The sequence below is a fragment of the Hyperthermus butylicus DSM 5456 genome (genome assembly GCF_000015145.1).
In the GTDB taxonomy this organism is placed as follows: domain Archaea; phylum Thermoproteota; class Thermoprotei_A; order Sulfolobales; family Pyrodictiaceae; genus Hyperthermus; species Hyperthermus butylicus.
Genome location: NC_008818.1, coordinates 587,720 through 614,237, shown reverse-complemented (window position 1 = coordinate 614,237; position 26,518 = coordinate 587,720). Strand labels below are relative to the sequence as shown.

Below are 26,518 nucleotides of genomic sequence, written 5' to 3'. Positions count from 1 at the left end.
AGGTTCTTGTAGGGTGTGAGGGCGAAGTGGTATATGAGGAGGGGGATTGCATCTCCAGGGCCGGTTATGCTGTAGGGCTGGAAGAGCCTTACAGCACCAAGGGTGAAGAGTAGCGGTGCTGTCTCGCCGAATGCTCTGGAGACCCCATGACTATCCCGACCGCCACGCCTCTACGTGCTATCCCCATGGCTATCCTTACTGCCACCTGGGCCTTCTTCATGCCTATAGCATAGCCTGCCTCACGGTAGATCCAGGGCACGTTTTCGAGGTAGGTCTCAACGTAGGATGTCGTATAGGGCAGCATTACTATCGCGAGGGCTACCGCACCCGCTAGTATCGAGGGCCCGCCCATGGGTATTACGAGGAGCGAATAAACTATCATGCTTATAACTATCGTGGGTATCTCGAGTAGTGCCTTTACCAGGCCCCTTACAGCCCTGGCTATCCACGTATGGGGGTATTCTACTGCTAGCAGCGCCAGGCCTAGCGCTACCGGTATGCTGATGGCTGAGGATAGGAGGGTTAGGAGCAGGGAGCCAGTGAATGCTGGCCCTATACCGCCGAGCCCAGCTCCGGGCGGGGGTGGTGGCTGGGTGAGGAAGTCTATGAGGCCGACGTGGGCTATGACGCTTATGCCTCTCGATGCTACCTCGTAGATTATCGAGACTAGCGGGGCTATGATGGCTACTGTTGCCGCACCAGTGACCACTGCTACGAGCTTGTCTAGTAGTGCCTGCCTAGACACGCTCCATCAGCCTCCTCCACCTGTACATGAGGGCTAGTCCCGCGAAGTTTAGGGCGAGGCCTAGAGCTAGGAGGGTGAGGCCTGCAGCGTAGAGTGCGTTGAGCATTAGTGGCTTGGCCTGGGCTTCGGGGAAGAGTGTTGCTATGAGTGAGGTTATTGTCTGGCCTGGAGCGAAGAGACAGGTGGGCATCTCTATCACATTGCCCACCACGAGGGTTACCGCAATGGTCTCCCCTACCGCCCGGCCAAAACCCAGCAGGGCTGCACCAGCCACGGCGCCCCGGAGCATTGAGATGAGTATCCGGGCTACATGGTAGCGGCGGCCCCCAATGCCGAGTATGGCCTCGCGATATGCCGTCGGGATGCTGCGGTAGGCCTCGTTCACCAGCGCGAACATGTAGGGTGTAACCATTATGGCGAGCACCACGCCCGCCGCGAGTATGCTCCTACCCGTGAGTGGCTGGCAGGAGAACAGCGGGATGAAGCCCAGCTTTTCATGGAGTGGCTCCATGACGTAGCGCTGCAGTAGTGGTACGAGGACCTTGGCGCCCCAGAGCCCGTAAATTACCGAGGGAACCCCCGCCATAACGTCGATGAGACTTGCCACCGGCTCGCGGAGCCTCGGGGACAAGTACTCGTTTATGAATACTACCGCCGCCAGCGTGGGAGGCAGAGCTAGTAGCAGGGCTATACTAGCCGTCACCATTGAGCCGAGGAGCACTGGTAAGATCTGGTAGGTGGTCCTCGATGGGCTCCACTCACTGCCAAAGATGAAGTCTACCCCCTCCCTCTCGATCACCGGGGCTGAATAGTCGGCGAACACGTAGGCTATGTACACGTAGAGGGCGAGTATGAGCACGCCGAGGGGTAGGAGGGAGAGGAGAAAGAGCTTGTCGTGCCGTGGCATCCGGGAGACATCCACACCCAGGATCCTCGACGCCAACCTAGCGGGGAGACCCATCCCCCTCTCTCACCCCGCCGCAGCACTCTCCTCGAGGATCTCAGCCGCACGTAGGAGGAGTTGCTTGAGGGGCTCCGGGGGAGGAGCATAGCCGGGAACCATGTACTCGTCGCCCTTCAATGCTATCCAGCGGAGGAACTCTGCTACCGCACGGGCCTTCTCGGGGTCGCTGTAGCTCGTCCAGAGTATGAGGTGTGTCCAGGCCGTGATAGGGTAAGCGTCCTCGCCCTCAGCGTACACGACGTAGTCTAGGTCGCCGCTAAAATCGCCCCGGGGGTCCCGGGGGAGCTTCTCCGCAGCTGCCCGGGCAACGGCTTGGAGACTCTCAATGCTCGGTTTCACGAAGCGCCCCTCCCTATTCATTATTGCTGCTACCGGCATATTGTTCTCTATCGCAAAGCTCCACTCTATGAAGCCTATAGTGTAGGGCCTCTGTACAACAATGTCAGCCACACCAGCATTGCCCAGGCCGCCGAGAGCCCTACCAGTCGCCGCTACAGGATACTCCGGCGCCTTGCCCACAAGCTCCCTGGGCCAGATGTCCGGAGCCGCCTTGTGGAGAAAAAGGGTGAATACCTCCTGGGTACCACTCGCGTCGGCACGGTAAACCACTATTATCGGCTTGTGAGGAAGCTTGACGCCAGGGTTTAGCTCCTGGATCCTCGGGTCATCCCAGTATTCTATGTCGCCACGATAGATGAGGGCGAGAACCCTGCCGGTAAGGTTTATGGTTTTATCTCCAAGCTCGGGCAGATTGTAGGTAACCACAACCGCGCCGAGGAGTACGGGTACCTGCATTACCTTGCCGCGGTATTGCTCCCATACCTCATGGCCGAGCGGTGGGTCGGAGCCCGCGAAGTCGAGTGTACCCTGGAAGAACCTTGCCTGTCCAGCACCGCTGCCGAGGTACTCGTAGGTCATCCGCACCCTGGGGTGCTCCTCCATGAACTTTAGCATCCACATATAGTACTGGGGGTAGGGAAATGTGGCCCCGCCGCCGGTCACAAAAACCACGTGGCCATGGCCTAGCTCGAGTATCGCAGAGGCGGCCGCGGCACTGGCAGCCAGTGCGAGTAGCAGTACTGCGAGCATCCTCAACCCGGGCGGCCCGTGTCTGCAGCTGCAGAATCCCCGCTAGAGGATAAATACGCTCCCACAAATGCAAGGTAGAGCTCTAGAGAGATCTGGAGAGTCCTCTAGCCTACTCTAGAGCCAAGTAGACCCCCTATCACTGATTGTACCTCGCTCCTACAGTGCTCGAGGGCTGCTGGCCCCAACACCTTGGGGTTGCGGCCATTACGCCACACATAGAGCCTCGGGCGGTGCTGCTCTCCGCTCCTGCGGTAGGTGAGCCTTAACACTATGTCGGCCATGCTCGTGTTTAGCCGGTACATCTTCTCGTCGATAAGTGCTAGCACCCTTATCGTCGTCATTCCCTTGGAGCGAAACATTAGCAGCTCGTTGCGCAGGTACATGTAGTAGCGGTGCTCGTCCCTAGTACCGTGTACCAGGTATGGTATGTCGGAGCGGTCAAAGACGAGTAGCAAGGGCTGGTACTCCTCTATTTCTTGTAGCTCCCTAGCATAGAGCTCCTCTAGGGACATCGAGGCCGGGTTGAAGGAGGTTACGCGGACAAGCTCCTCTAGCCTCTCCTTAGCATCTCCAGCTAGCTCGCCAAGCTGCTCGACGAGACCATCCATGATCTCCTCGGGGCTCCTCTCATAGCTTATAATCAGTGTTCTCAGCTTGTTGGAGAGTATGAAGCCAGCAAGTAGTGGTACTAGGAGGTACCGAGCCCTGCCATCTGGGGGGTAGAACACTGTTACGTGGTGGCCTGGGTATAGGGGGCCTATAGCCTCCTCGAGAGCTGTGCAGGGTAGCTGGAGCTTCACCTCCCTCCTCGGCGCGGGTATATCCTCAATCATTGGCGGGGGGCATGCAACTAGCCCCTTGCCCTCCACTATGGTGAATGGTATCTCTGCTGTTGTTATTGGCGCCCCGCGGATCTTCCTCACCTCCATGAGCCTTGTTATGAAACCGTTTTCCACCTTCTGCTTGAGCATGATGACTATATCTGCTACAAACTCTATCCCGCCAAGCTCTATTTTCTCGGAGCCGTAGGGCACCTCTGCAACGATAACTACTAGGCCCTTGGTTAGCCTAGCGAGGTTGTAGAAGAAGTTCTGTAGCACCTCCCGAGCCTCGACGGTACCGCCAACCAGTAGGCCAATGGGGGTAAAACTATCAATTACTATCACCCTATGGCCATGGCTTGTTACAGCACTAATTATGTCCTCGAGCACGTGTCCAACAGCAGCACGGTCAACAATAAGGGGTACATCACGGTATTCAAAGAGCCCCTTCTCCTCCAACTCGGAAAAGTTCATACCGAGCCTAGCCATGTACCATAGAAACTTCTCCCTAGACTCCTGCAGCGAGACGTAGAGACATGGAACTCCGCGGAACGCGTTAACGTAACATATTGATGCCGCTAGAATAGTTTTGCCCGCACCGGGATTCCCCGCTATAAGGACTGTAGTGCCCGGCCTAAGACTACCAACAAGCATCTTGTCGAGTGCACGGACACCCCATACAAAAGAGTTGGGGTCCGAGGCTTTATCGCAACAATTCATTTCACTATACACCCACGCGGGCTCCGGACAATACCAGGTTCTACTCAGCCCTATTTTTACAGGTTTAGCCACGCTCTGCCGGCAAGCCGTAACTAGTACGGAGGTTATTAACACACGAAAGCGGAGAGGTAACAGCCTAGACGCGTGCCGGGAAGGGGGCGTGATTTGTGTAGACCATGGCCTCTCCAGTGGCCCTCCTTTCCGCGTATAGTGCCTCTGAGCAGCGGGATTGCTAGGCTAGAGTAGTGTCGGCTTCGTACTCTCTCCAGCCGTACTCCCCGACTAGTGGGACGAAGAGGCAGGGTGTAACCGGTCTGGATTCTATCTTACCGTCCCTGGTCTTCACCACCACGTAGAGGTGTTGGAGGTAGCGGTCGCCTATTGGTATCACCATTTTGCCTCCCGGCTTGAGCTGGTCTATGAGTGGGCCGGGGATGTCGGGTGCCGCTGCTGTCACTATTATCCTGTCGTAGGGAGCCTTCTCCGGGTAGCCCCTCGAGCCATCGCCTACTATGACTGTGACGCGGTCAGCATATCCTGCCCGCTCCAGGTTTCTCCGGGCGAACTCTGCTAGCTCCGGTATACGCTCAATCGTGTATACGTGGCCCCAATGCTCTCGAGGCTCATCGCTAGGCGCTACAACCTCCGCCATTACTGCTGCATGGTAGCCCGAGCCTGCGCCAACCTCTAAAACCTTCATACCTGGTTTTAGGTCCGCATATTCTGTCATCATTGCAACCATGTGGGGAGCACTGATCGTCTGCCCATGCCCTATTGGTAGCGGGGTATCCTCGTAGGCCAAGTGGCGAAGCTCGTCCGGCACAAATAGCTCCCGTGGCACTCTAAGCATGGCCCTCTTCACATGCTCCGACCTTATGTATCCCTCCCTGACAAGCCTCTCTACAAGTCGGCGGCGAGCCTCTCTAAACCACTCCTCATCCCTAGTCCATGGAGCCAACCGCTGCCACCTAAGTCAAGGTATTGCATGAGCATAGGCTATAACTCCACTCGCAGCCAAGCCTCTCTGAATAAACAGCCAATACGGGTAGATATTGTTTCGCCTAGCTATTTGGCGAGCATGCATCTAGCTTGCTGGGCCCCGGAAAGCATCCACGACAGCTGCGGGCTCCACCCTGGAGAGCATCCGCCGAGCCACACCAGCCCCCTACCCAGGTTACTAGCTCGTTTGCGATGTAGACCTACCCGAACTCCTGCGCAACGTCCACCTGTAGGCCAGCACCTGAGCCGCAAATGCTGCCACGACTGCAGATGCCGTGGAGACTGCTAGTGGCGGGTAAAGGCCGGGCACATGACTAGGAATCATCGCTAGGCCCTCTAGGCCGCCGGCGACCAGCGCCGCGATGCCCGCCGCCGAGACCGCTAGGTAGGCCTTGCCCCGTAGCCCCAGTCTTGCCAGACCATAGGAGTATAGTCCGGCTGCAACCGGTGCAAGTACTGCCGCAGCAAATACGGCCTGGTGGATACTGTAGAGCAGCACGATAATCCAGCCAGAGTAGTAGTTGATGGTCTCCCCGCCGCCAGAGACATATTCCTCCACGAAGCCGACGGGCTTGTATATGTAGCCACTGCCGCGACACTCATAGATGTCCTCTGCTCCTTGCACCCTCTCGCAGACCAGCCCTTCGGTAAAGTGGTAGCCGTGTAGTATTAGCGGCTCCGCTGTAGCGTCAACGTAGACCTTTTCATAGGCGAGCCCCCAAATCCTCATCGAGACATGGAACATGGAGAAGGCGTAGTCATCGAACGACAGCTTTTCCGGCTGAGGCAGGGGCTTTTCCACAACATCCACGGAGTAGCCGCTACCCACGAGCACCCCGATATAATACATGGAGGCAAGATATGCTGCCAGCAGGACCGCAAGGAGACCCAGGCGGGATAGCCTCAAGGAACCCCACATCCATGTATGATGTATTCCGGGGGGTGGCTAGGCTATAGGTTTCCCCGCCAAGCAGCCCAGCAACTCTATCAGCTGGAAGGGTGCCCGTAGGGCTCGGCTCTGGGAGCCCCTACGGGATAGGCCGGGGTTTGCCAGGTGCCTGGTTTGCGAGCGCCGGTGCCCCATAGCGCCTGGTGCCCGTGGCGCTTGCGGCAACTACCTCAACGAGGGAGGCGTACTAGTGCACGTGGGGTATGGGAGACTTAGCGCCGCCGAGAGCAGGCCCATCGAGATCAAGCCGTTGTTCCACTACTGGCCGAACAGTACGGCGCTAACGTTCTCTGGGTGGGGCTGCAACTTCTACTGCCCATGGTGCCAGAACTATCCCCTCAGCTTCCGCCACCCACGCCCCGACGACCCGGTCGTGGAGCCCGAGGTGCTCGTGAGGGAGGCCCTGCGAGCCGGCGATGAGGGTCTATGCGCGAGCTTCAATGAGCCAGCTACGCTCTTCGACTATCTCGTCGAGGTGTTCAGCCTGGGCCGCCGCTACGGCCTCTACGCGACAATTGTCACCAACGCATACTTCACCCTGAAGGCTGTAGACGTGCTGGTCTCCGAGGCGGGGGTTGACGGGTGGAGCATAGACATCAAGGGCTGCCCGGGGATGAAGGGGAAGGGGATACTCCCCGCGATAGACCATAGCGTGGTGTTCCGGAATGCGAGGAGGATAATAGACCTCGGCGGCCACGTAGAAATGGTCCACCTAGTGGTGACAGGGGCAAACGACGACCCAGAATGCTTTGAGTGGATAATAGACCAGCACATATCAAACCTTGGCCACCAGGTACCACTCCACATCAACCGGTACTACCCAGCCCACCGCTGGCACAAGCCGCCAACACCCATAGGGAAGCTGCTAGAGTGGAGGGAGAAGGCTAGGAGGGCCGGCATAGAGTTCGTATACGTTGGCAACGTGGGCGACCCGGAGCTAGAGTCTACCCGGTGCCCAAGGTGCGGCAAGCTGCTCATAAGAAGGGAGGGGTACCGCGTCACGTACTACAACCTAGACTGCAGCAATGGTAGGTGCCGCTGTCCACGTTGTGGATACCCTATACCACTACGTGGCACATACATAGCAGGAAAATCAATACCGAGCCGCTGATGAAACATGCTAAAAACTAGGATTGGCATTACTCCCCCGAGGGGTTTACACGTAAACCGCCCAAGTGTAACGTAGGCAATACGACGCATCCTACCCTAGGTATTCCGATTCACATTGGCATGAAAGTCTACAGTGATTATGCCCGAAGTCTATACCTGGACGGATTTTCAGCAGAGTCTCCTATATTAGTCTGTACGCATAACGAGTCTAACCTATGGGTGTGACATTTGTGTTTAACTGTACGAGTGGGCAGGAAGGGTGTTATTGTTTTACCGAAGAGTGTGAGAGAGCAGTTGCACATAGAGGAAGGTACACTGCTGCAAGTGTGCGTGAGGGATGGCGAGGTAGTACTCAAGCCGCTTGATCTATGGGAAAGGGTTTGGAGCTGCTGCAAGGGCTCTGCGGAGGAGGCCGAGAGGGAGCTTGACGAGGAGGAAGAGGCATGGCTAGAAGCGAGAAAGCCAAGAAGGTGATTATCGATACATACACATTGCTAGCAATGGCTTACGGTGAGTTGAGCAGTACGGCTGCCAGTCTCCTAGAACAGGTTAGGGAGAGACGCGTTGTCGGTATCATACCTGTAACAGTGGCTTACGAGTACTTGGTTCACTGGCACCGGGGCAGAATACCAGTCCTTAAAACTGTAGACGAAGTGGTAACATTCCTAACATCATACTTTAAGGTGGAGAGAGTAGAGTTTGCCGACTGGGTGAAAGCAGCTGAAATTAAGAGTAAGGGTGATCAGTTCCTCCGGAACTCCAGCAACCCTCTGCTGAGACAGAGGAGACTAAGCATTGTGGACTCCACAGTGATAGCGCTAGCGCTCCGCCTCAACATACCCATACTTACCGGCGACAAGGACCTAGCCTATGTGGCGGAAAAGTTTGGAGTACCAACACTCTGGTAGCCCAAGCCAGCGGATACCCCCGATACGGGTGACCTACCATGACCTCTGCGGCTGCGTGTATGTTCCTAGCTATGTGAACGTAATGGGAGATCTGGCGGTGACCGTTGCGGATATAGGGTTCACCAAGAGCTTCTGGGCCAAAAGTAGGCTGTAGCATCCATACCGTGCATGGAGCTCTACATGAACTATCCCGGGTCTAATCGAAACATCCGGGTACCAGTGCGGTGGTGTCCCGTGTATCCTGCCTCGAGTATTCTTGATCTACACGTCGGGATATGGTACCGTGTGCTTGACTCCGAGCCTGTGGCATGCATAGCGGCGCCCCGGGAGAGGAGCTTCATAGTGGTTGAGGATCACGGCCTGGAGCTGGGAGGCACTGGGCGCTTCTGCGTCTACATCGTTGGCAAGAGGAGCCTATCTACCCATGAGGCTCTGCGCCTCCTAGCCCGCGCCCTCGGCGTCAAAGCATCCCTCCTGAAGGCTCTAGGGCTCAAGGACACTGAAGCTACCACTGTGCAAGCTGTATGTACGCCGTGCCCCCAGGAGCCGCCACGCTACATCGTCCTCGACAATCTGTGGGCTCGTCTCGCCGGCCGCCTCGAGGCGTGTCCGCGGCCGGGAAGGCTCCGGGGTAACAGGTTCACAATAGTGCTCGAAACCGGTGATACCGGGGGGCTTCTCGGGGCCCTGGATGTGCTTCGGGGTAGGAGGCTCCCAGCATACTATGGTTATCAGAGGTTTGGGACGAGACGCCCGAACACGCATACAGTCGGCATACTATTGTTGAGGGGCGAGGTTGACGCGGCACTCTACGAGGCTGTAGCCGCCGCGTACCCGGACGAGTCTAGCGTCATCACACGGTGCAGACTCTCCATGTGGAGGGATGGGGGTTGCCCACGGGGAATGTATGAGGCGTGGATGGCCGAGTCGGCTGGGGACCCCCTGGAGGCTATTCGCCGCATACCACGCAGCATAATGGAGGTTTTCATCGGGGCTGTACAAGCATACATCTTCAACCTCTACCTCTCGCTCCGAACACGCTACGGCTATGACCTAGGCGAGAAGCTCCGCGGCGAACGGCAAGAGGACAGTGGGAGGCCCCTAGCACTAGTACCAGGCATAGGCTACAGAATCGGCGTAGACGGCGAGGCCAGGAAGCTGCTAATGGAGGCCATCGAACTTGCCGGCCTAACGCCCAGGGGAGCTCGCAGAGCCGCCAAGCTATGTGCCACGGCTAAAGCCATACTGGAGGCCAGTCTACACGGTAGCACGCGAGCTGAAAGCGCAGGTCCTCAGCAGCAACCGCACAGCCGTATCATTCTGGCTCGAGAGGGGCATGTATGCAACTATACTGTTAAGGGAGCTTGTAAAAGTCCCTGAATGCATATGAGGTGGGAATATATGTAATGTTAACCGGTACTTTCACATACCTTGTCCCCGATACAACATCCACCTCCTTAACTAAAGGTTTTATTACCAGGATTTTTGCACCGGGACACCTAAGAGCTTCTTCGGGAGACGATATCGATACTATTACACCTTTATCACAGACGTTTTCGTCACATGTTGCTCCAGTACAGAGTTGTTCCGCTGTATTGCTACCATGTTTTTGTATTACAACAGCCGCTACGGCTAAAATTGCCACCACCGTGAGGATAACCAATAATGTTTGCTTAATTGATGAAATATTCACATCTAGCCCCTTCTGTGGAGAGCTAGTGAGCACAGCTAATCAATATCGAGGAGGAGCTTACGAATATCCTATAATTTACGTCTAATATTTAGTGATTATTTAGTGATTTCAAAAATCCATATTGGAGTTTTCCATGCCAAAAGCTGCGACAGCTAGTAGCCGGACTTTATCCTCGTTCTCTTCCCGAGAAGCTCTGTTAGTATACGCTCATAGAGCTCCTTTGCCTTGCCGAGCCTTTCCTCGTCGCGGCGGGGTATCCTTACGACGTACTCTATGCTGCCATCTGGCAGCCATAGTGTGTTTACTCCTAGCACCCTTGCAGGGTAGAGGAGGTGTGTTGCTAGGCCACGTACATCGCTCGCCTTCGGTATTATCTTTACGCGGGTGCCAAGCTTCTCTCTTAGCTTCTGCTCTACCTGCCTGGCATACCTGGTGAATATCGGGACGCTGGTGCCGACGCCGAGATCCATTACTATTATCACCATGTCGTTGTCTATGAAATACGTTTTGTAGTATGTTGCCTTCTTTAGTAGCTGTACACCCTCACTCTCCTCGAGCTCTATTAGCACCTTCATAATGTCTACTTCTCGCTCTTCAACAGCACCCGTGTCGATAAGGCTCTGGCAGCGGGGACACAACACGCCGCTCTTGACACACACGTAGTCCAGCGGGATTTGTACCGTGGCTCCCCACCCCCCCATCTTACATGCCTCGAGGGTCTTGGGCTGTATTGACAGAGGCATCGGCCCCTGGGGGTACCTGCGTGGCCGCTTTTCTTGCAGGATTCACCCAGCCGCTGGCTGTAACCACCCCTAATATTGTCTGGGCTGCGGGGGCGCAACCTGTGGGACTAGCGCATATAGTGCTGATTGGTGGGAGAGCTTATTTTCCTTCACCACCCTCCCAGGCTGCTGGAAGTGCTCATCCTTGCCGCCCCGCCGTATCCCCGTGGGCCGAGGCCAGCGTCCGGATCTGGAGGTTCTAAGGGGTTACGGCGGTTTCGTAGGGCTAGAGCTTAGCCTTCGCTATCGCCGTCCAAGGTGGCCCTACTGCTCCAGGCCGTGGTGCCCGGGTAACAGGGCTTATGTAGCCACAGCTAACGTCTATGTCTGCGCCTCCTGTCCAATAGGGTTCGATGGAGAGGTGGAGCTTTACCCCTCGCAGCCGCTAACCAGCAGGTTTATCGAGGCTTTTGCGCCGGGCCTACTATCCCCCGCAGGCCTCCATGGAAAGCTGAGAGCGAAGATGTACAGTGTGGTCGTGGCTGCTGCTGGAAGACTCGCTGGCTACGAGCCCCTGCCCAGCGTAGAGGCTCCCTGCAGCACTGCTAGCCGCAGCATAGTAGATGTCTCTGATCGCGTGCTGGTTATTGGGGCTGGTGTTGCCGGGCTAGCAGCGGCAGCCAAGTCAGCCGAGTATGGCGTCAAGGTGGTTCTAGCCGAGGCCACAAGTGTTCTCGGCGGGTTTGTCCGCCTACTCGGCGGTGAGGCTAGCGAGGCTGCTAGGAGGCTCGTCAAGGCCGTGGAGAGGAGTGGGAGGGTGAAAATACTCACGGGCGCCAGCTACATAGGCCTCTACGACGAGGGCCATGCTGTTGTAGCTAGCGACTCAATTCTCCTCGCTAGGAGGGGCATCCCGGTAGTCTACGCTGCTGGGTCCGAGGCTCCCCCACCCCTCGCCATTGGCAATGATTTGCCCGGCGTGGTCTCTGCCTCCTACCTGTTAGAACTCGTTGAGGCTGGCTACCGGCCGCGCAGCATAGCCGTCATAGGTGCTGGGCCGTGGGCCATGGAGGTTGCCGAGGCTCTCGCTGAGAAGGTGGAGAAAGTGTACGTTGTGGCCCGCCGTGAGCAGTTAGTGCGGGACGCGCCGGGGCGTGTCGAGGTTGTTGAGGCCGGGGAGGTCGTGTTCCAGGGCCGTGGCAGGCTAGATGAGGTACCAGTTGATGGTAGACATCTGCGGGTCGAAGCTGCAGCCTCAGCGGTGTCCGAGTATCCTAATGCGCTTGCAGCCTACGCCGCGGGGTACCGTGCAACCTACTGCAGCAGCGTTGGCACCATCGTGCCGGAACCTGTCCGGCCCGAGCCGGGCTGGTTGGAAGATAGATCGTGGCTCATCCCTGCAGGCAGCGCAGCTGGAGACTATGAGCTAGAGGCTGCGCTGGCTGGTGGCGAGCTTGCAGGAGCCATTGCCGCGTGGAGGCTCGGCAGGGCAAGCGAGGAGGATGTGAAAGCAGCCTACCAAGCCTATAGGAGGGTGTCGCGCATCGCTGGCTGCAGCCCCGACAGCACCGACGTGGCTACTAGGCCGCCGGTCCTACTGTCAAGCAGCGTCAAGGGACTACAATTTGTGGATCTCGACGAGGATATCGTGCTTGGAGACGTCATTGAGGCCTGGGAGAGGGGTTACCATGGGATGGAGCTGTTGAAGAGAGCTACTGGGCTCGGCACCGGGCTGGAGCAGGGGCGATTCAGCGCCGTCACGGCTGCACTCATCCTCTCGCACCTATACCGGGTACCCGTCAACAGTATCGGTGTTTTCCGCGCAAGGCCCCCACTATCCCTGCCCCAGGTATCACTACTCGCATAGCCCGAGATGGGTGGACTATTGTGCCGCTCCCCCAGCGCATAGTGACGGAGAGGCCACCACGGGAGGCAGATATAGCTATTATTGGGGGTGGCGTTGCAGGCTTAGCCCTAGCCTACTACCTTGCAAGAATAGGGTATCCTGGCAGGGTTGTGGTTCTCGAGCAGCACAGCATTTTCTATGGCTCCACGACAAGAAACGCTGGGAGGTTCCGTGTACACTTCTTCTCCCGGGAGAACACTGTATTCGCCAGGGAGTCCGCCAGGAGGATACTCGAAATACCCAGGGTAACGGGTGTAAACCCTGTTATAGCTCGGCGGGGCTACCTCTGGCTCGTACAACGTGAGGATAGCTTGGAGAAGCTCCGTAAAGTCAATAGGGAGATATGGGAGCCTCTCGGCGTGCCAGTAAGGTTTCTCGAAATTGGGGAGGTTGCTGAGCGGCACCCCTACATAAACCTTGAAGGCTTCGTGGCTGGAGTCTTTGGTCCCCAGAATGGGAGCTTACACCACGACTACATGTCCATGGCTCTTGCCTCCTATGCTGCAAGACACGGCGTAGCCATTGTTGAGGGTGCTAGGGTTGAGCGGATACTCGTTAACGGCAGCAGAGTCGCTGGGGTCCATGTAGAGGGCTTCGGGAGCATCCGGGCTGGAACAGTGGTTGTTGCTGCTGGGTCTTGGAGCCGCCGTCTCCTCCAGACAGCTGGCGTTGATCTCCCCCTGGATCCTGTCCGTAAAAGCCTCCTGGTGACGGAGCCCTACCGCTACACCATAGGCCCCCTAGTGATAGTATTCGAGGAGGGCTCATACATTGGGCAGACGCTGAAGGGCGAGGTAATAGCAACCGGGAAGACCAGGGATCCGAAGACGCTAGACTTTGGCGGTGTATCCCTCGAATGGCTCCGAGCCACTGCTCGGCTGCTAGCGAGGCTTCTGAAGGGTGGTTCGTGCCTCCGCATCCTCCGGGCTTGGAGCGGCACCTATAACGTAACCCCCGACCACAGCCACGTGCTTGGCAGGGGCTCTGAGTGGCCGGAGGGCCTCTACGTTGACACGGGCTACAGCGGTCACGGCCTAATGATGGCACCCTATGCCGGCGAGCTTCTCGCAAAACTCATCGCCGAAGACAAGGAGCATCCACACATGAAGCCCTACAACCCGGACAGGTTTAGGGAGGGCCGCCTCATACCGGAGGGCCTAGTCCTAGGCTAGGAGGGTGGAATGTGTGGCCGGGCTCGACTGCATCCTCTCGAAGCTCGAGCTGCCATCCAATAGCCTCTCCCCAGAATGGGGAGGCGGTGGGGTCTACGGCCTACTATACCACCGAGGCACCCTCTACTACACCCTAGCGTTTGAAGCTATAGCATTCTTCCACCACGACGACTGCGAGACAAGAATATACCGTTTCGAGCACATTGGCAAGCCGCCACGCTCCGGCGGCGACACCTACAACGCCTCCGTGGCAGTGGATGGCACCATATACTTCGGGGGCTGGGTTCACGCACCAACCGACGTACTCCACACCGCCGATGGCAGGTCGGTAATAAGCTTCACAAACAAGTATAGCCATGTACACGCCTACGATACAGGAGAGAGAAGCGTAAAACTCCTATGGCTCGAGGGCGGTGGCGATAAACGCCAGTGGGCCGGAGAGGTTACAGACCTACTCTATAACCCAAGCACTGACACCCTCCTAGCAGCCCGCGGAGACGGACACTTCAACCTTGGAGTCTACGAGATCGATCGGCGGAGGGGCGCTGCACGGAGAGCATCAGGGAAGCGCGTGCTAAGAGGCACAATATACATGGACTATGCTTGCTTCACACTACACCACGGCTGGGGCGGTAGGCCTGGACTACACTGCATAAACCTTGACAACTACAGCCAAACGGTAACGGTAGAGCTGGATCCCGTTGAAACCTATAGCGTTGATGGCGGCGGGCTCTGGGGCTACCGGAGCGGCGACATAGAAGCAGCCTACACAAAGCTCTACGCCGCAGTTAAGGGCGGAATCATAGTCTTCGACCCCTTCGGCAACGAACACGTATTCGTTAGGATGATGGACTTCCACTATAATACCTACGGGCCCTTGAGAAGCAACATTCTACCACTCGCCGGCGGGCTACTAGTGGCATTTAGTGCCCAGAGCCACGCCACAGTGAGGGGCACCGATGAGCTGCCAGAGGTGCAGCAGAAAGCATCCCAGAGGCCGGTAGCCCCCTCAATACTCGTCTACATATCCCCACCCACAGCAAGGATAGTGGCCGCGTTGGGAGTAAGGATCACCAGTATGACGCTGATGGGTTCAAAAGTGCTCATAGCAGGCAATACCGTGCCAAACCTAGAGCGCTACGATGCAACCAGAATAGACTACAGCCGCAAAAGCATAGTTGCATTCGACGCTGGCAGGCTTCTCACGAACCCACCTCCACCCCTAGTAATCGAGCTAGAGGGCTGGATTGTCGACAACAAACAGTTTGCAGGCATACCGCTAACAGGTTACCGTTACGCAGAACTCGAAGTAAAAACCAACAAGACAAACAGGATAACGGTCTACACCTACACCCTCAACACGCCACCAGGCAATGCCGATACGGACACCTACACACTACACCCAGGCAAGACAAGGATAGACCTAACGACACACCGCAGCCTCATAACCTCAATGAGGCTGGAAGCCCCCGACCCGAAGGCAAGGATAAGAATAATCCTAGAACCCTAGCCGCCGAAGCAAGACCGACAAAAATAAAGACCCACCAGCCAACACGATAACACAACATTAATGGAGCCCAGCCCCTCCGGCTGGGTGGGCCGGTAGCTCAGCCTGGAAGAGCGCTCGGTTGGCATCCGAGAGGTCCCGGGTTCAAATCCCGGCCGGTCCACCACCCCCACCGAATCCTCCTTGGTTCCCCTTCTGTATGTACCCCAGGCAAGCTTCCACGACCCCAGGCTGGGTTTGATAGGAGGTGGCTGAGGAGGTCTATGTAGCAGATTCTTGTGGGTTTTAGCTTCCCTTTCTCGGCCTCGGCTAGGAGTGGGCTGATGTAGTTGGCCCCGTAGGCTATGAGTGTGTAGCTTAGCGCTGCCCTAATTGCCTCGTCGAGGCTGGTGTTTGACTGTGGTCCTGGGGCGTCACTGGAGGTTACCCCATACACCAGGGCTGTTTCTCCCACCTGTTCCCAGGGGTTCCACGGCGTAAACTGTGGAGCCTAGCCGAGGCCTTGGCGACCTGGGGAATGAGGGCTAGCGATGCTATGCGGCAGCGGGGCCGCGGAGGCACGTAGCCTCCAGGTCTAGCATGGCTATCCTGCTGGTCATGTCTGCTCGTCCTCTGGGAGCGGGCTATACCACGTCCTCCAGGACAAGCTTTAGGATAGCCAATCCACCAAAAGCCGTCACCAGCTTGTTTACTGTGTGTTTTTGCTACGGCTTGCTAGAGTTCAGCTACTCTTCTCCCTGTGCGACTTTACTAGGACGATTAGCTTGTCGCCATCCTCTATCCGGTAGTCTGGTGGCGGGCTTGCGATTATCATCCCGTCATGCTTTACCACGGCTACCAATAGCTTGTCCTCGGTCTTCTTAGCCTCTACTAGTGCCTCCAGGAACGTCTTGCCTGCATAGCTCGTGGCGGGCTCCTCTACAAGGTCTGCTATGCCCTCAACACTACTAGCTAGGTCAGCTATGAGCCGTGGAACTGAGGGCTCGAAGACTGCGCTTGCCAGGAGGTCTCCTCCAAGACCACCCGTGTATACTACACGGTCGGCGCCAGCCTGCCTTATCGGGTCGATGTTCTCCTCTTCGAGCGCCTCCGCGACGATTAGTGCTTGGGGGTTGAGCCTCCTGGCGTGGAGTACTGCTAGTATCGTCTTTGAGTCGTCACCAGTAGAGACTACTATTGCCCAGGCCTTGTCTGTGCTAGCTTTTAGCTGGTCCTTGGTCCTCGTGGGGTCACCACGCACGGTTGTAATGCTTGCTGTACGTATCACGGGGCCATCAGTGTTTAGCAGGACTATGTGCTTGTCGGAAAGATTTGCGCGCAGCTCCTCGACTAGTCTCTCTGTATGACGTGTCCAGCCCATAATCACTATGTGGCCCTTCTCGCGTACTGGTAGCTCACCCCTCTCAGCCCTGGCAGCTTTCGCGGCAAAATGGTCTGCCACAACGCCTATGAGTGCCGTAAATAGGGCTATGCCAGCTACAGCTGTTGCTACTGCTACGACGCGCCCGAGCCACGTCTCCGGGTATATATCGCCGTAGCCTATCGTCGTGGCTGTCACGAAGGCCCAGTAGACGCCCTCCCAGAGGCCACGATATTCGACATAGCTGAAAATGGCACCTGCAACGAGTAGAAGCCCCGCAAACGCGACAAGGATAATTGTTATCCTGCCTGCAAGCTCTCTAACCAACCTCCTTATGACACGGTATATCACGAATATCAATACTGCCCGCCCCTCCCTGCTGCCCAAGCTTCCCGTGAGGCTGGTGTTAAGGGAAGCGTGGCCGCTGGCCTCTTTTACGGCCGGGACTCCCGTGTCATATGGCGGCTAGGCTATGCCCGACCCTCGTATCTCAAAGCTTGCCAAGCTGATTGCAGAATACTGTGTCTCCATTCGCCCAGGCGACGAAGTCGTTATATCTGCTGGACTTGAGGCGTTGCCTCTAGTGCGGGAGCTTTACCGGGAGGTCGTTAGCCGGGGCGGGTACCCGCTCCTCGTAAGCCTCCGAGACGAGGTTCTCGATGAAATATTCTACCGGTACGCCAAGGACAATGTCCTAGACCATATTAGCCCCGTGGAGAAGCTCCTAGCCGAAAAGATTGACGTCTCCATATCCATACTGGCGCCGAGCCATACCAAGCACTTGAATGGCGTTGATCCGGAGAGGATGGCTAGGCGTAGCCGGGCCCGGTTCGAGCTGACAAGGATATACATGGAGAGGAGCGCGAGAGGCGAGCTGCGCTGGACCCTGGCGCCCTACCCAACACGGGCTATGGCCCAGGAGGCTGGCATGTCTATTCTCGAGTTTGAAGAGTTCGTATATCGTGCAACCATGGTTGACCGCGACGACCCCATAGCTGCGTGGAGAGAGAAGGCTAGGGAGCAGCAGAAGATAGTGGACATGTTGAACAGGGTGTCAGAGCTACACATCAAGGGGCCCGGTATAGACTTCAAGGTGAGCGTCGCGGGGAGGAAGTGGATAAACGATGACGGCCGCTACAACATGCCAGGCGGCGAAGTCTTTACCGGCCCGGTGGAGGACACAGCTGAGGGCTACATAGAGTTCGACTACCCCGCCATATGGCGGGGCGTCGAGGTGGAGGGTGTACGGCTCGTCTTCCGCCGCGGCGAAGTCGTAGAGGCCACTGCGAGGAGAGGCGAGGACTTTCTCCGTAAGATGCTCCAGACAGACGAGGGAGCCAGGAGGCTGGGAGAGCTAGCCTTCGGGCTAAACTACAACATTGACAGGTTCACCAAGGAGATACTATTCGACGAGAAGATAGGCGGCACCATGCACATAGCACTAGGAGCATCCTACCCCGAGACTGGCGGGAGGAACCAGTCGAGCATCCACTGGGACATGATAAGGAGCCTCTGGAGCCACAAGGTCTACGCTGACGGCGACCTGATATATGAGAACGGCCGCTTCATAAAGGATGTACTCTAGAAGGGGAGGAGGGCTCGGCACGGCTCTTCCATCAGCATCGCCGCCAACACTGTGGCGGCCTTCTTTCGTCGCAGGCGATCCTCACCGCCCAAGGAGCTATAACACCCTACCCCCTTCTTAAGGGCTGCAAGTCGTTCTCCAGGACGTTCCTTCAAGCTGGATTCCTCCCTCTAGCACTGAGCCGCGAGGGGCTGCATACTGGCTGGTGGAGGCTCCCACGCCAGCCATATCATGGTTTACTGTTTTGCCGCTCGATGGGAGTCCCTTAATGGGGCGAGGCTGCAGCGTAGGGCTCCGCGGCCTTGTTAGGCTGCCCCGGGAGCCTAGTGCTGCTGGCATCATAGTGTTTAGCGCCGCTGTCGGTGTCGTGTCGATGGAGTCTGTCACCTTGTGGGGCTTGTTGTTCGCTGCGGCAGCCGTATCTCTGCACGTGTTGACCTTCGACGCCGCCTTTGATGCTGCGAAGAGGCGCTGTGCACGTCTTGTAGCAGCCGTTGCCAGTGTCAATGTTTTGCCGTACGCAGCTGCATTCATTCTTGGGCGTAGTGCTGTTGCTGCCGCGCTCCTAGCCTACTCGCCTCTCTTCGCTGGCTACACCGCTGCGGCTGTGAGGGGTCTCCTAGGCACCGCTATGGGCTACATAGCTGACGCTGCCCTTCTCTCCTATACCGCTGTACTAGCCTCTGTCCTCGCTGGCGAGCCCACAACTCTAACCATCACAGCTGCAGGCCTCATGGCGCTGTACACTGCTAGCACAGCAGCGTATGTAGAGTCGAGGCTTCCCATGCGCAGTACGAGTCCTCTCTTACCATTAGCGCTATGGCTCCCTGCGCTACCCCTTGCTGCAGCTGTCAAGCCTGCACTGCACTGCTGACATGCGTGGAGCCCACCATAAAGCTGGTGTGGAACGCCCTGCGGGCCAGGAAGATACAAATGTCTAGGATAAGGCTTCTAGGCATGGTAGAACTCATACGCTTGACTCTCTTCACACTACTACTAGCTGCCGCTCTAGCTCTAGCATAGTATGGAGGCACAACATCATGGTAGTCATACACATTGCGGGTACACACGTTGAGCGGGATGATCTGGTGTTTCTCTCTGCTAGGCTCAGGGAGGCCTACAGTAACGCACACGTAAACATCGTGGAGCAGGAGCTGGAGCCGCCTCCGTCAGCCTATGACCCGGTGCGCCGCCAGTACCTCAGCGACGCTATACTGGAGCTTGCAGCTATTCTCCACGAGAAGCTTAGGGGCGATGCCCTACTGGTTGTGGCAGGCTTTGACGCCTATACGCCAGGCCTCAACTTTGTATTTGGCCAGGCACTCCTGGGCCGGGGTGTCGCCGTGGTCTACACTGCGAGGCTGCACCCAGAGTTCTACGGTGAGCCGCCAAACGAAGCTCTCTATCGTAGGAGGCTTCTGAAGGAAGCGCTACACGAGCTTGGCCACGCCCTTGGCCTGGAGCACTGTGCTACCCCGGGCTGCGTCATGAACTTCAGCAATAGCATATGGGGGGTTGATAAGAAGAAACCAATGTACTGTAGGCGGTGTACAGTAAAACTGGCCGCCAGGGGTGTAAGGGTCTCGCCAGCCTACATACTCGGAGCCTGAATAAAAACACAGCCTCAGGGTATGTCACCGACGCTCTCTTCGCTATAGCGAACCAAGCCCTGCAAGCCTTAGCGTTCAGCAATAGCCGCGAAGGAATGCTATCCAGAGGGAGGTTCTAGACCCTCTGTGCCGCCTCCTCGTTCTGATGGGAGAAGTACTTCTCGAGCTCTTCCTCCTCCCTCTCAAGCTCATCCAGGTTCTCAGGAACCTTCCTAATCTTAAACACGCCTATACGGTAGTCGAAGAACTCATCCCTCGACGGAGGCTCAACAACTGCTATGAGCTCAGCCTCTCCACCAAGATCCTCGATCACGTACTTGAGATCATCTACCCAGTCGTTGATACCGCAGGTCTCGCAGAAGCTACCCTCAAACACGACGTAGGCTACATCACCCTTTACCTCTAGCAGCTTAGCAGTAGACTCAACGCCACGGTACCTGTTATACCGCCTTATAGCCAGCTCCAAGAATCTACGCACACGCTCCTCGAACCCGGCCTCCCTACTGACAGACAATAATTTCGACATAGAAACACCCACTAAGACTAGCAAGACACGTCTAACCCGTTATAGATGTTGCCCTACATACGACGCGGGCTAGAATCCCCTCATGAAGCTGGGATTAAACAAGCCTGGCTCCTAGCCTCACAGCTAAACACTGATGCAATTCTATTGAACCACCATATTATCAGTACCGTATTCTCGTAGAATACGTGTTAAAACGCTGTTTACCACGACGCGATAGCCGAGCTATTCGACGCTGCTAGATCGAACAGCATGGAATTACCGGCTGGCGCTGTTCCGAATGAGGCACCCTACACCGTTTCAAGGATATACATGCACGCTGGTGCTGGCAGTCCGGATAGGAGAGCCCTAGACAAACCATCACGCCAAAGTCGTGAAGACCACACTATGCTGCCATCCCCTAACAATCCTAATAAGCCCATGCCGTGTCCATGAAGCTTGTAAAAAAGAGGCTTTGGGCTATGATGTGTACTAGGCGTTTAGATTAGGTCTAGCCTGCTATCTGCTGTATCTTGCCACTTTGTGGATCGTATATGGCGATATCGATGAACTCGCAGGATCCCCCTTCGCAGACGTACTTCCAGATGCTGTACTCCTGGTACTTGAGGTCACCATTCTCGTCTAGCAACTTCCAGCCCGTAACACCATAGTAGTTCTTAGCCACCTCCGGCAACACCTTAGCTATGACCGTACCGTCGTACTTACCTGCAATGGTTACAGCCAGGCATGCCAGGTAGGCGGCATCATAAGCGTATGGCGAGAACGGAGACTCTGGCGGATGGCCGTATACCTCCTCGAAGTGCTTTTCAAACCATTCACCTAGCGGGCTCTTGGGCGGTATTGGGAATGTACCCTCAAGCTCCACCTTGGCTAGAAACTGTCTAACCTTGTCAGGGGCCTTGAGCAGCGCTGGCGACCTGATAGACTCGCTGGCAAACCACTTTACCTGGCTTAGCACCGGTATATCGGCTGCATGGCTCAGTATGTTTATCCCGTCTGTTTCGAACGCGACGATGATAACTGCAACATTTTTACCCTCGTTGAGGAGCTTCTCAACCTCCGATGCTAGCTTCTGAACCTCTGGAGCATAGTCGCTCTTCTGTGGGTTATACGGTACTAGGACCGCTGTACCACCCAAGGCTTCAAAGTTCTCCTTGAATGCCTCAGCTATGCCACGGCCATAAGCTTCGTCTCTGAATATCACGACAGCAGCGTTGAACCCATTATTGTGAACTAGTGCTGCTAGCGCCTTACCCTGACCCTTATCGTTGCCAACGATCCTGAATATGTAGTCCTTCAGTGCTAGCGCAGGGCTCGTACTGGCTGGGCTTATCATGACTATGTGGTGCTCGTTGGCAAAGCTCATTACGCCGCTTAGCACCCAGCTGCTATCAGTACCCACGACAATCTGTACGTGGTGCTGGTTGTAGAGTGTCTGTAGTGCTGCAAGCGCCTTATTGGGGTCAGTACCACTATCAGCAACTATAGCCTTAAAGCGGAATGGAGCACCTATCGACTCTAGTAGCTTGTTAAAGTCTTCTATTGCCAGCTTGGCAGCCTTAATATTGTCCCTTCCATCCTGCGCCAAGCTTCCCGTCTGCGGGAGCAATATGCCGATAGGTATCTCGCCCTGAAGGCCGCCTCCTGCAGCAGTAAAGTTTACGCTTGAGCTTTCGTTGAAGGCTGGTGTACTAGTAGCTGACTTACTCTCACCGCCGCCGCCACCAATAAAGTAGCCTACTGCTAGGCCTACTAGCAGGCCCAGTATTAGCAGGCCCACAACAACATATATTGAGATTGCTCTAAATCCTTTCATGATCCCACTCTCTCGTCCGGGGATTCCAATCACCCCATATTAAAAGTATTTCTACATGTAAATGATATAAAATAATGATAAAATCATTCGCATGTCTCTCATTTGTTATCGTGAATTGTACTAAATGATTATCGATGTTACAATTAGTGGAGCCGTTAAATATATAACTGTTGCAGAAAGCGTGGTTCCGTAACGAGCGGGTTGGCTGCAACATTCATGGCAGCAAGGCTTCAAGCGTTGAGAGGTGATGGCTATGGAGCTAAGCTTCATAGTGTACTCTCTGGCGTGGGGCTCTGCATTAGCACTAATGGCTGGCGGTCTTGCAATCTACTATTCCGTCAGTAGAATCGCCAACTTCGCCCACGGGGAGTTCGCAAGTATTGGAGTGATAACGTATCTCTTGCTTGTAGCAGCTCTGCACAGCTTTGCAAACTGCAAAGGCTACGACATAGTCTACTGTGCATCTCTCAGCCCGGACAATCTCTGGATGCTAGCCCTTGTCTTCGCGGCCGGTGGGCTGGTATCTCTTGCCACGTTCGTTGCCGTCTTCTGGCCGCTTTCAAGGAGGGGGGCAACACCTCTCCAGCTTATGGTGGCTAGCATAGGTGTTATGATGGTTATACGTTTCCTGCTCTACATTGTCGCAGGCTTGTTCCAGTGGCTTAGCCTGCCATCCCCCGGAGCTGCTGAGTACGTCGTGGCTGGGTTTAGGATAGATCTTGCCGAGCTGCTGAGTATTGTGTTAGCTGTTGCAGCGCTTGTACTAATAGCGCTGTTTACCTCAAAGACAATGCTCGGTATCTCTCTACGAGCAGTAGCTGATAATCCCACACTCGCCGAGGCCGCTGGAATAAACAGCTTCAGGGTGCAAGCCATAGCCTGGTTTATAGGTGGAGGGCTGGCGGCGCTTGGAGGAGTACTAATGTTTATACTGACGGGGCCTCCGGGAGAGAGGCCTATAGTAGAGCTTGGCTGGATGAACCTACTTTCAATATTCGCTGCAGCAGTTCTCGGCGGCCTAGGCAGCTTCTATGGAACGCTTGCTGCGAGCATACTCCTCGGCCTTGCTTACAACGAGGCTGCTGCTTGGATCTCATCAAGCCTTGGGCTTGATAGCTCTCTAGCCCTCTCAGTCCCCTTCGCGTTGACCCTCCTCGTGCTCCTCTTCTTCCCGGAGGGCCTGGCGGGAATTGACTGGTATAGGCTTATCAGGCTAGTTTGGAGGATAGGACGGAGGTGATGTAGTGTGGATGTGGTTAGCTTCCTTGTACAATACCTTGTAGTGGCGGGGGTCTACTCCCTACTAGCTATAAGCATGAACATAGAGTATGGATGGGCGGGCATACCGAATTTTGGAAAGGCCGCCTTCATAGCTGCTGGAGGCATAGCAGCGGCGATTACCGCTACGAGGATTGGACCCCCACTCCTCCTAGGTATGGATCCGGCATCGCCGGCAACACTGGACTTCTTCGGGTACTACAACGGGGCGGTACTGCCCGCGTACCAGCAGCACCCTCTAGATACATGGCTTGTGTTTGCCATATCCGCCTTGATAGGCGGCGCTATCGCTGTAGTGATGGCCGTAGCGTTCTCGTATCCCGCTGTAAGGCTGAGAGAGGACTATCTGGCAATCGCACTGCTGATGGCTGCCCAGCTGGTGTGGCTTGTAATTAGGGTCTACAAGCCGATAATGGGTGGCACAATGTCTCTCCCGCTACCCGGCCCCGACTTCAAGTCAATAGCTGCCAGGATTGCTGGGCCCAACCCGCCAGCAGTGCTTGTGGATACACTTCGTGCCCTCTTCGTATGGGGGCTTGTCATCCTCTACCTGTACTATGTCGAGAAGCAGATGAACTCTCCCTTCGGCAGAAAGCTGAGGATGATTCGGGACGACGAGGTTGCAGCTGAGGCTCTCGGCAGGAACGTAGCCAGGGCAAGGCTAGAGGCTATGGTTATAGGCTCATTCCTTGCCGGTATAGCTGGCGCCGTCTACTCCCTGGTCTACTTTAGCAGCGTAAACCCAGACAACTATCTCCCCGAGCTTACATTCCTGGTCCTCACATTCGTGCTTGTAGGCGGCGTAGGAAACAATGTGGGCAGCATACTTGGTGCCGCCGCTATGGCCTTTATCGAGAGGCTCAGCTACACCGTGGGTACAAACCTAGCTGCATTCCACGGGCTAGACTGGGGGAGCTACATCTACTACCTCGTCTATGGCCTCGCAATAATACTCGCCATATTCTTCCGGCCCTACGGGCTCCTGCCAGAGAAGCCCGTCAGGACACCTGCATGGAAGGTCTACATGGCTGTACGTGGCAAAACACCGCCCTTCATGCAGAACATCCTAGACAAGCTTAGGATGAGGAGGTGAAAAACATGAAGGGAGGCTACGACTTTGACAAATACATATTGGTTGTTGAGGACCTCTACAAGTACTTTGGCGGCATACGTGCAGTAGACGGTGTAAGCCTTAGAGTGCCGCGTCGCAGCATAATTGGCCTCATAGGCCCCAATGGTAGTGGTAAGACGACATTATTCAATGTTGTGGCTGGATTGTACAAGCCCGACAAGGGCCGCATAATCTTCGACGGAGTCGACATAGCGGGTAGGAAGCCACATGAGATATACAAGTTGGGGCTTATAAGGACATTTCAGAATCCAAGGCTATGGACGAGCCTAACAGTGTTCGAGAACGTGCTAGGCGCTGCCGAGAACCGGAAAGGCGAGAACATTGCAGGAGCGCTTTTCCAGAGGCTCTGGGAGGGGCAGGAGAGAAAGCTGGCAGGAGAAGCACTAGACTGGATAGACTTCGTCGAGCTGTCCAGCGTGGATCACATGCTCCCCCTAAACATCAGCGGAGGACAGATGAAGCTAGCGGAGCTTGCACGCGCCCTAATGGCGCGTGCTAAACTACTCTTACTAGACGAGCCATCTGCCGGCGTGAATCCCACCCTGGCCAGGAGGATATTCGAGGGGATAGAGAGGCTGAGAAGCGAGTACGGGCTAACCTTCCTAATAATCGAGCACAGGCTGGAGATACTTTTCGACTTCGTCGACTACGTGTACGTAATGCACCGTGGCAAGATAGTTGCCGAGGGCAAACCGGAGGAGGTTGCTGAGAACCCGGTCGTGCTAGACATTTACCTTGGAGGGTGATTGGCCGTGAATGGTCTCCCCCTCGTCGTCGAGGAACTACACGCAGGCTATGGGAAGCTACAGATACTCTACGGCGTATCGGTAAAGGCTAAGCCTGGAGAATTGGTAGCCATTGTTGGGCCAAACGGTAGCGGCAAGAGTACACTCCTAAAGACGATATTCGGCTTCACAACAGTATATCGTGGCAGGATAATTCTCGGCGGGAGAGACATCACCAAGATTCCTCCCAGTAGAAAGCCCTACCTCGGGCTAGCCTACGTGCCACAGGTGGACAACATATTTGCAAGGCTCACCGTTGAGGAGAACCTAAAGTTGTCCAGGATAGTGTTTAGGGAAAGGTATGCGAGTAGCCCTTCACCGCAAAAGGATGGTGCTAGTCCTGATAAGCTGTTTGAAGATATGCTAGAGGAGATCTACAACATGTTCCCAGTGCTGCGCGAGAGGAGGAAACAGAAAGCGGGCACGCTGAGTGGCGGCGAGAGACAGATGTTAGCAATAGCGAGGGCACTCCTCATGAAGCCCCAGGTTCTACTACTTGACGAGCCTACCGCTGCACTGGCACCCAAGATTGCTGAAGAGATATTCAGGAAGATAAGGGAAATAGCTGATAGGGGTGTAACCGTTCTCCTCGTGGAACAGAATGCCAGGAGGGCGCTCGAGATAGCTGATAGGGGGTATATACTCGTCCAGGGCCGAGTAGCCTATGAGGGCCCGTCCAAGGAGATACTGTCACATCCCGAGCTCAGCAAGCTATACCTTGGCATCTCAAAGTAGCTGAACCCCAGCCCATACAGCTTTTTACAGCCTGCTCACCGAAACATCCTCCAACAATAGCGGTTAAACTCTGGCTCCCAGCAATCGCCGCTGCTACACCTGCCGATCTCCCTCATGCCAGCATGTATTCACCACTATGTATATCAACGCTTCCAGCCATGGAGTAGACCGTAGAGCACCACTCTGTTGAACGTGCCGATGTGCGCCCCAAACCCGCATGCGGTAGCCTTGGATAGCCAGGGTGAGTGACAAGCTTAACTGTTATAGGTGTCTCTCATGACTGAAGATTCATCACGTGGTGGGCCGCGGGGCTCCCCCGGCCCCGCCCCGCAGACCGGGCCGAGTCTCCGGCCCGCTGTTGGGGTGATGCGGGGACCGGCAAGGCCGGT

At 55.9% G+C, this 26,518-nt stretch carries 26 protein-coding genes and 1 tRNA gene; 16 read left to right on the top strand and 11 right to left on the bottom strand.

Features of this window, described 5'->3' with window-relative positions; all coding sequences use genetic code 11:
- Window positions 1-88 precede the first annotated feature (88 nt).
- The 6 genes from HBUT_RS03305 to HBUT_RS03280 all read right to left on the bottom strand — a co-directional run bounded on the left by HBUT_RS03305 (window position 89) and on the right by HBUT_RS03280 (window position 6,245).
- Window positions 89-745, bottom strand: coding sequence for an ABC transporter permease subunit (locus HBUT_RS03305; protein WP_011821811.1), 657 nt, complete (start codon window positions 743-745; stop codon window positions 89-91).
- Window positions 738-1,706, bottom strand: coding sequence for a phosphate ABC transporter permease subunit PstC (gene pstC, locus HBUT_RS03300; protein ID WP_011821810.1), 969 nt, complete (start codon window positions 1,704-1,706; stop codon window positions 738-740). Before pstC ends, HBUT_RS03305 begins: the two co-directional genes overlap by 8 nt.
- 9 nt (window positions 1,707-1,715) lie before the next feature.
- On the bottom strand, window positions 1,716-2,798 hold the full coding sequence (pstS, locus tag HBUT_RS03295) for a phosphate ABC transporter substrate-binding protein PstS (protein ID WP_048061735.1): 1,083 nt from the start codon (window positions 2,796-2,798) through the stop codon (window positions 1,716-1,718).
- A gap of 104 nt (window positions 2,799-2,902) precedes the next feature.
- On the bottom strand, window positions 2,903-4,339 hold the full coding sequence (locus HBUT_RS03290) for an ATPase domain-containing protein (protein WP_011821808.1): 1,437 nt from the start codon (window positions 4,337-4,339) through the stop codon (window positions 2,903-2,905).
- Between the two features lie 232 nt (window positions 4,340-4,571).
- Window positions 4,572-5,297, bottom strand: coding sequence for a protein-L-isoaspartate O-methyltransferase (locus tag HBUT_RS03285; protein ID WP_011821807.1), 726 nt, complete (start codon window positions 5,295-5,297; stop codon window positions 4,572-4,574).
- A gap of 219 nt (window positions 5,298-5,516) precedes the next feature.
- The gene (locus tag HBUT_RS03280; protein ID WP_011821806.1) at window positions 5,517-6,245 is read right to left on the bottom strand and encodes a hypothetical protein; all 729 of its coding nucleotides are present in this window, start codon (window positions 6,243-6,245) and stop codon (window positions 5,517-5,519) included.
- Window positions 6,246-6,477: 232 nt separating this feature from the next.
- On the opposite strand from HBUT_RS03280, the gene HBUT_RS03275 reads away from it, so the two are divergent.
- The 4 genes from HBUT_RS03275 (at window position 6,478) to truD (ending at window position 9,685) form a co-directional block, all read left to right on the top strand.
- Window positions 6,478-7,398, top strand: coding sequence for a radical SAM protein (locus HBUT_RS03275; RefSeq protein ID WP_011821805.1), 921 nt, complete (start codon window positions 6,478-6,480; stop codon window positions 7,396-7,398).
- A 227-nt stretch (window positions 7,399-7,625) separates the two neighbouring features.
- Window positions 7,626-7,871: an AbrB/MazE/SpoVT family DNA-binding domain-containing protein gene (locus HBUT_RS03270; RefSeq protein ID WP_048061424.1), complete on the top strand. Its 246-nt coding sequence runs from the start codon at window positions 7,626-7,628 to the stop codon at window positions 7,869-7,871.
- Window positions 7,841-8,305 carry a type II toxin-antitoxin system VapC family toxin gene (locus HBUT_RS03265; RefSeq protein ID WP_011821804.1) on the top strand — a complete coding sequence of 155 codons (465 nt, stop codon included), beginning with the start codon at window positions 7,841-7,843 and terminating at the stop codon, window positions 8,303-8,305. The genes HBUT_RS03270 and HBUT_RS03265 overlap by 31 nt, the downstream gene beginning before the upstream one ends.
- 234 nt (window positions 8,306-8,539) lie before the next feature.
- On the top strand, window positions 8,540-9,685 hold the full coding sequence (gene truD, locus HBUT_RS03260) for a tRNA pseudouridine(13) synthase TruD (protein WP_048061423.1): 1,146 nt from the start codon (window positions 8,540-8,542) through the stop codon (window positions 9,683-9,685).
- On the opposite strand, the gene HBUT_RS09465 is transcribed toward truD, so the two are convergent.
- Together HBUT_RS09465 and HBUT_RS03255 are read right to left on the bottom strand one after the other, a co-directional pair.
- On the bottom strand, window positions 9,660-9,953 hold the full coding sequence (locus HBUT_RS09465) for a hypothetical protein (protein WP_153801371.1): 294 nt from the start codon (window positions 9,951-9,953) through the stop codon (window positions 9,660-9,662). The two genes, truD and HBUT_RS09465, sit on opposite strands and share 26 nt — an antisense overlap.
- Window positions 9,954-10,150: 197 nt before the next feature.
- Complete coding sequence (locus tag HBUT_RS03255) at window positions 10,151-10,657, bottom strand: transcription elongation factor (protein ID WP_228546758.1); 507 nt, start codon at window positions 10,655-10,657, stop codon at window positions 10,151-10,153.
- Between the two features lie 484 nt (window positions 10,658-11,141).
- Here HBUT_RS03255 and HBUT_RS03250 point away from each other — a divergent pair, with 484 nt between their 5' ends.
- From HBUT_RS03250 to HBUT_RS03235, 4 genes are all read left to right on the top strand, one after another.
- Window positions 11,142-12,587 carry an FAD-dependent oxidoreductase gene (locus tag HBUT_RS03250; RefSeq protein WP_153801370.1) on the top strand — a complete coding sequence of 482 codons (1,446 nt, stop codon included), beginning with the start codon at window positions 11,142-11,144 and terminating at the stop codon, window positions 12,585-12,587.
- A gap of 20 nt (window positions 12,588-12,607) precedes the next feature.
- The gene (locus tag HBUT_RS03245) at window positions 12,608-13,798 is read left to right on the top strand and encodes an NAD(P)/FAD-dependent oxidoreductase (protein WP_011821800.1); all 1,191 of its coding nucleotides are present in this window, start codon (window positions 12,608-12,610) and stop codon (window positions 13,796-13,798) included.
- A gap of 13 nt (window positions 13,799-13,811) precedes the next feature.
- On the top strand, window positions 13,812-15,308 hold the full coding sequence (locus tag HBUT_RS03240) for a DUF2139 domain-containing protein (protein ID WP_011821799.1): 1,497 nt from the start codon (window positions 13,812-13,814) through the stop codon (window positions 15,306-15,308).
- A gap of 86 nt (window positions 15,309-15,394) precedes the next feature.
- Window positions 15,395-15,471, top strand: a tRNA-Ala gene (locus HBUT_RS03235).
- A 555-nt stretch (window positions 15,472-16,026) separates the two neighbouring features.
- Here HBUT_RS03235 and HBUT_RS03230 read toward each other — a convergent pair.
- Window positions 16,027-17,016: a potassium channel family protein gene (locus HBUT_RS03230; protein WP_228546785.1), complete on the bottom strand. Its 990-nt coding sequence runs from the start codon at window positions 17,014-17,016 to the stop codon at window positions 16,027-16,029.
- 121 nt (window positions 17,017-17,137) lie between these two features.
- Between HBUT_RS03230 and HBUT_RS03225 the strand changes: the two genes are divergently transcribed.
- The 4 genes from HBUT_RS03225 to HBUT_RS03215 all read left to right on the top strand — a co-directional run bounded on the left by HBUT_RS03225 (window position 17,138) and on the right by HBUT_RS03215 (window position 19,860).
- A complete protein-coding gene (locus HBUT_RS03225) occupies window positions 17,138-18,250 on the top strand; it encodes an aminopeptidase (protein WP_011821797.1) in 1,113 nt (370 codons plus the stop codon).
- 244 nt (window positions 18,251-18,494) lie between these two features.
- On the top strand, window positions 18,495-19,124 hold the full coding sequence (locus HBUT_RS03220; protein ID WP_011821795.1) for a hypothetical protein: 630 nt from the start codon (window positions 18,495-18,497) through the stop codon (window positions 19,122-19,124).
- Window positions 19,125-19,129: 5 nt separating this feature from the next.
- Window positions 19,130-19,273 carry a hypothetical protein gene (locus HBUT_RS09460; protein WP_153801369.1) on the top strand — a complete coding sequence of 48 codons (144 nt, stop codon included), beginning with the start codon at window positions 19,130-19,132 and terminating at the stop codon, window positions 19,271-19,273.
- 17 nt (window positions 19,274-19,290) lie between these two features.
- Window positions 19,291-19,860, top strand: coding sequence for an archaemetzincin (locus HBUT_RS03215; protein ID WP_011821794.1), 570 nt, complete (start codon window positions 19,291-19,293; stop codon window positions 19,858-19,860).
- Between the two features lie 115 nt (window positions 19,861-19,975).
- Here the strand turns inward: HBUT_RS03215 and HBUT_RS03210 are convergent, their stop codons facing one another.
- Window positions 19,976-20,386, bottom strand: coding sequence for a hypothetical protein (locus HBUT_RS03210; protein ID WP_194840494.1), 411 nt, complete (start codon window positions 20,384-20,386; stop codon window positions 19,976-19,978).
- Window positions 20,387-20,873: 487 nt separating this feature from the next.
- Window positions 20,874-22,199 carry an ABC transporter substrate-binding protein gene (locus HBUT_RS03205; RefSeq protein WP_011821792.1) on the bottom strand — a complete coding sequence of 442 codons (1,326 nt, stop codon included), beginning with the start codon at window positions 22,197-22,199 and terminating at the stop codon, window positions 20,874-20,876.
- Window positions 22,200-22,452: 253 nt separating this feature from the next.
- Here HBUT_RS03205 and HBUT_RS03200 point away from each other — a divergent pair, with 253 nt between their 5' ends.
- The 4 genes from HBUT_RS03200 to HBUT_RS03185 are packed head-to-tail and all read left to right on the top strand — an operon-like array spanning window position 22,453 to window position 26,129.
- Entirely contained in the window at window positions 22,453-23,439 is a 987-nt protein-coding gene (locus tag HBUT_RS03200; protein WP_048061421.1) for a branched-chain amino acid ABC transporter permease, read from the top strand.
- A 6-nt stretch (window positions 23,440-23,445) separates the two neighbouring features.
- Entirely contained in the window at window positions 23,446-24,570 is a 1,125-nt protein-coding gene (locus HBUT_RS03195; RefSeq protein WP_048061420.1) for a branched-chain amino acid ABC transporter permease, read from the top strand.
- A gap of 5 nt (window positions 24,571-24,575) precedes the next feature.
- Window positions 24,576-25,355 (top strand): ABC transporter ATP-binding protein, encoded by a 780-nt coding sequence (locus tag HBUT_RS03190; protein WP_011821791.1) that lies wholly within the window; start codon window positions 24,576-24,578, stop codon window positions 25,353-25,355.
- A 6-nt stretch (window positions 25,356-25,361) separates the two neighbouring features.
- Window positions 25,362-26,129, top strand: a complete 768-nt coding sequence (locus HBUT_RS03185) for an ABC transporter ATP-binding protein (protein WP_011821790.1) — start codon at window positions 25,362-25,364, stop codon at window positions 26,127-26,129.
- The last annotated feature ends 389 nt before the right edge of the window (window positions 26,130-26,518 follow it).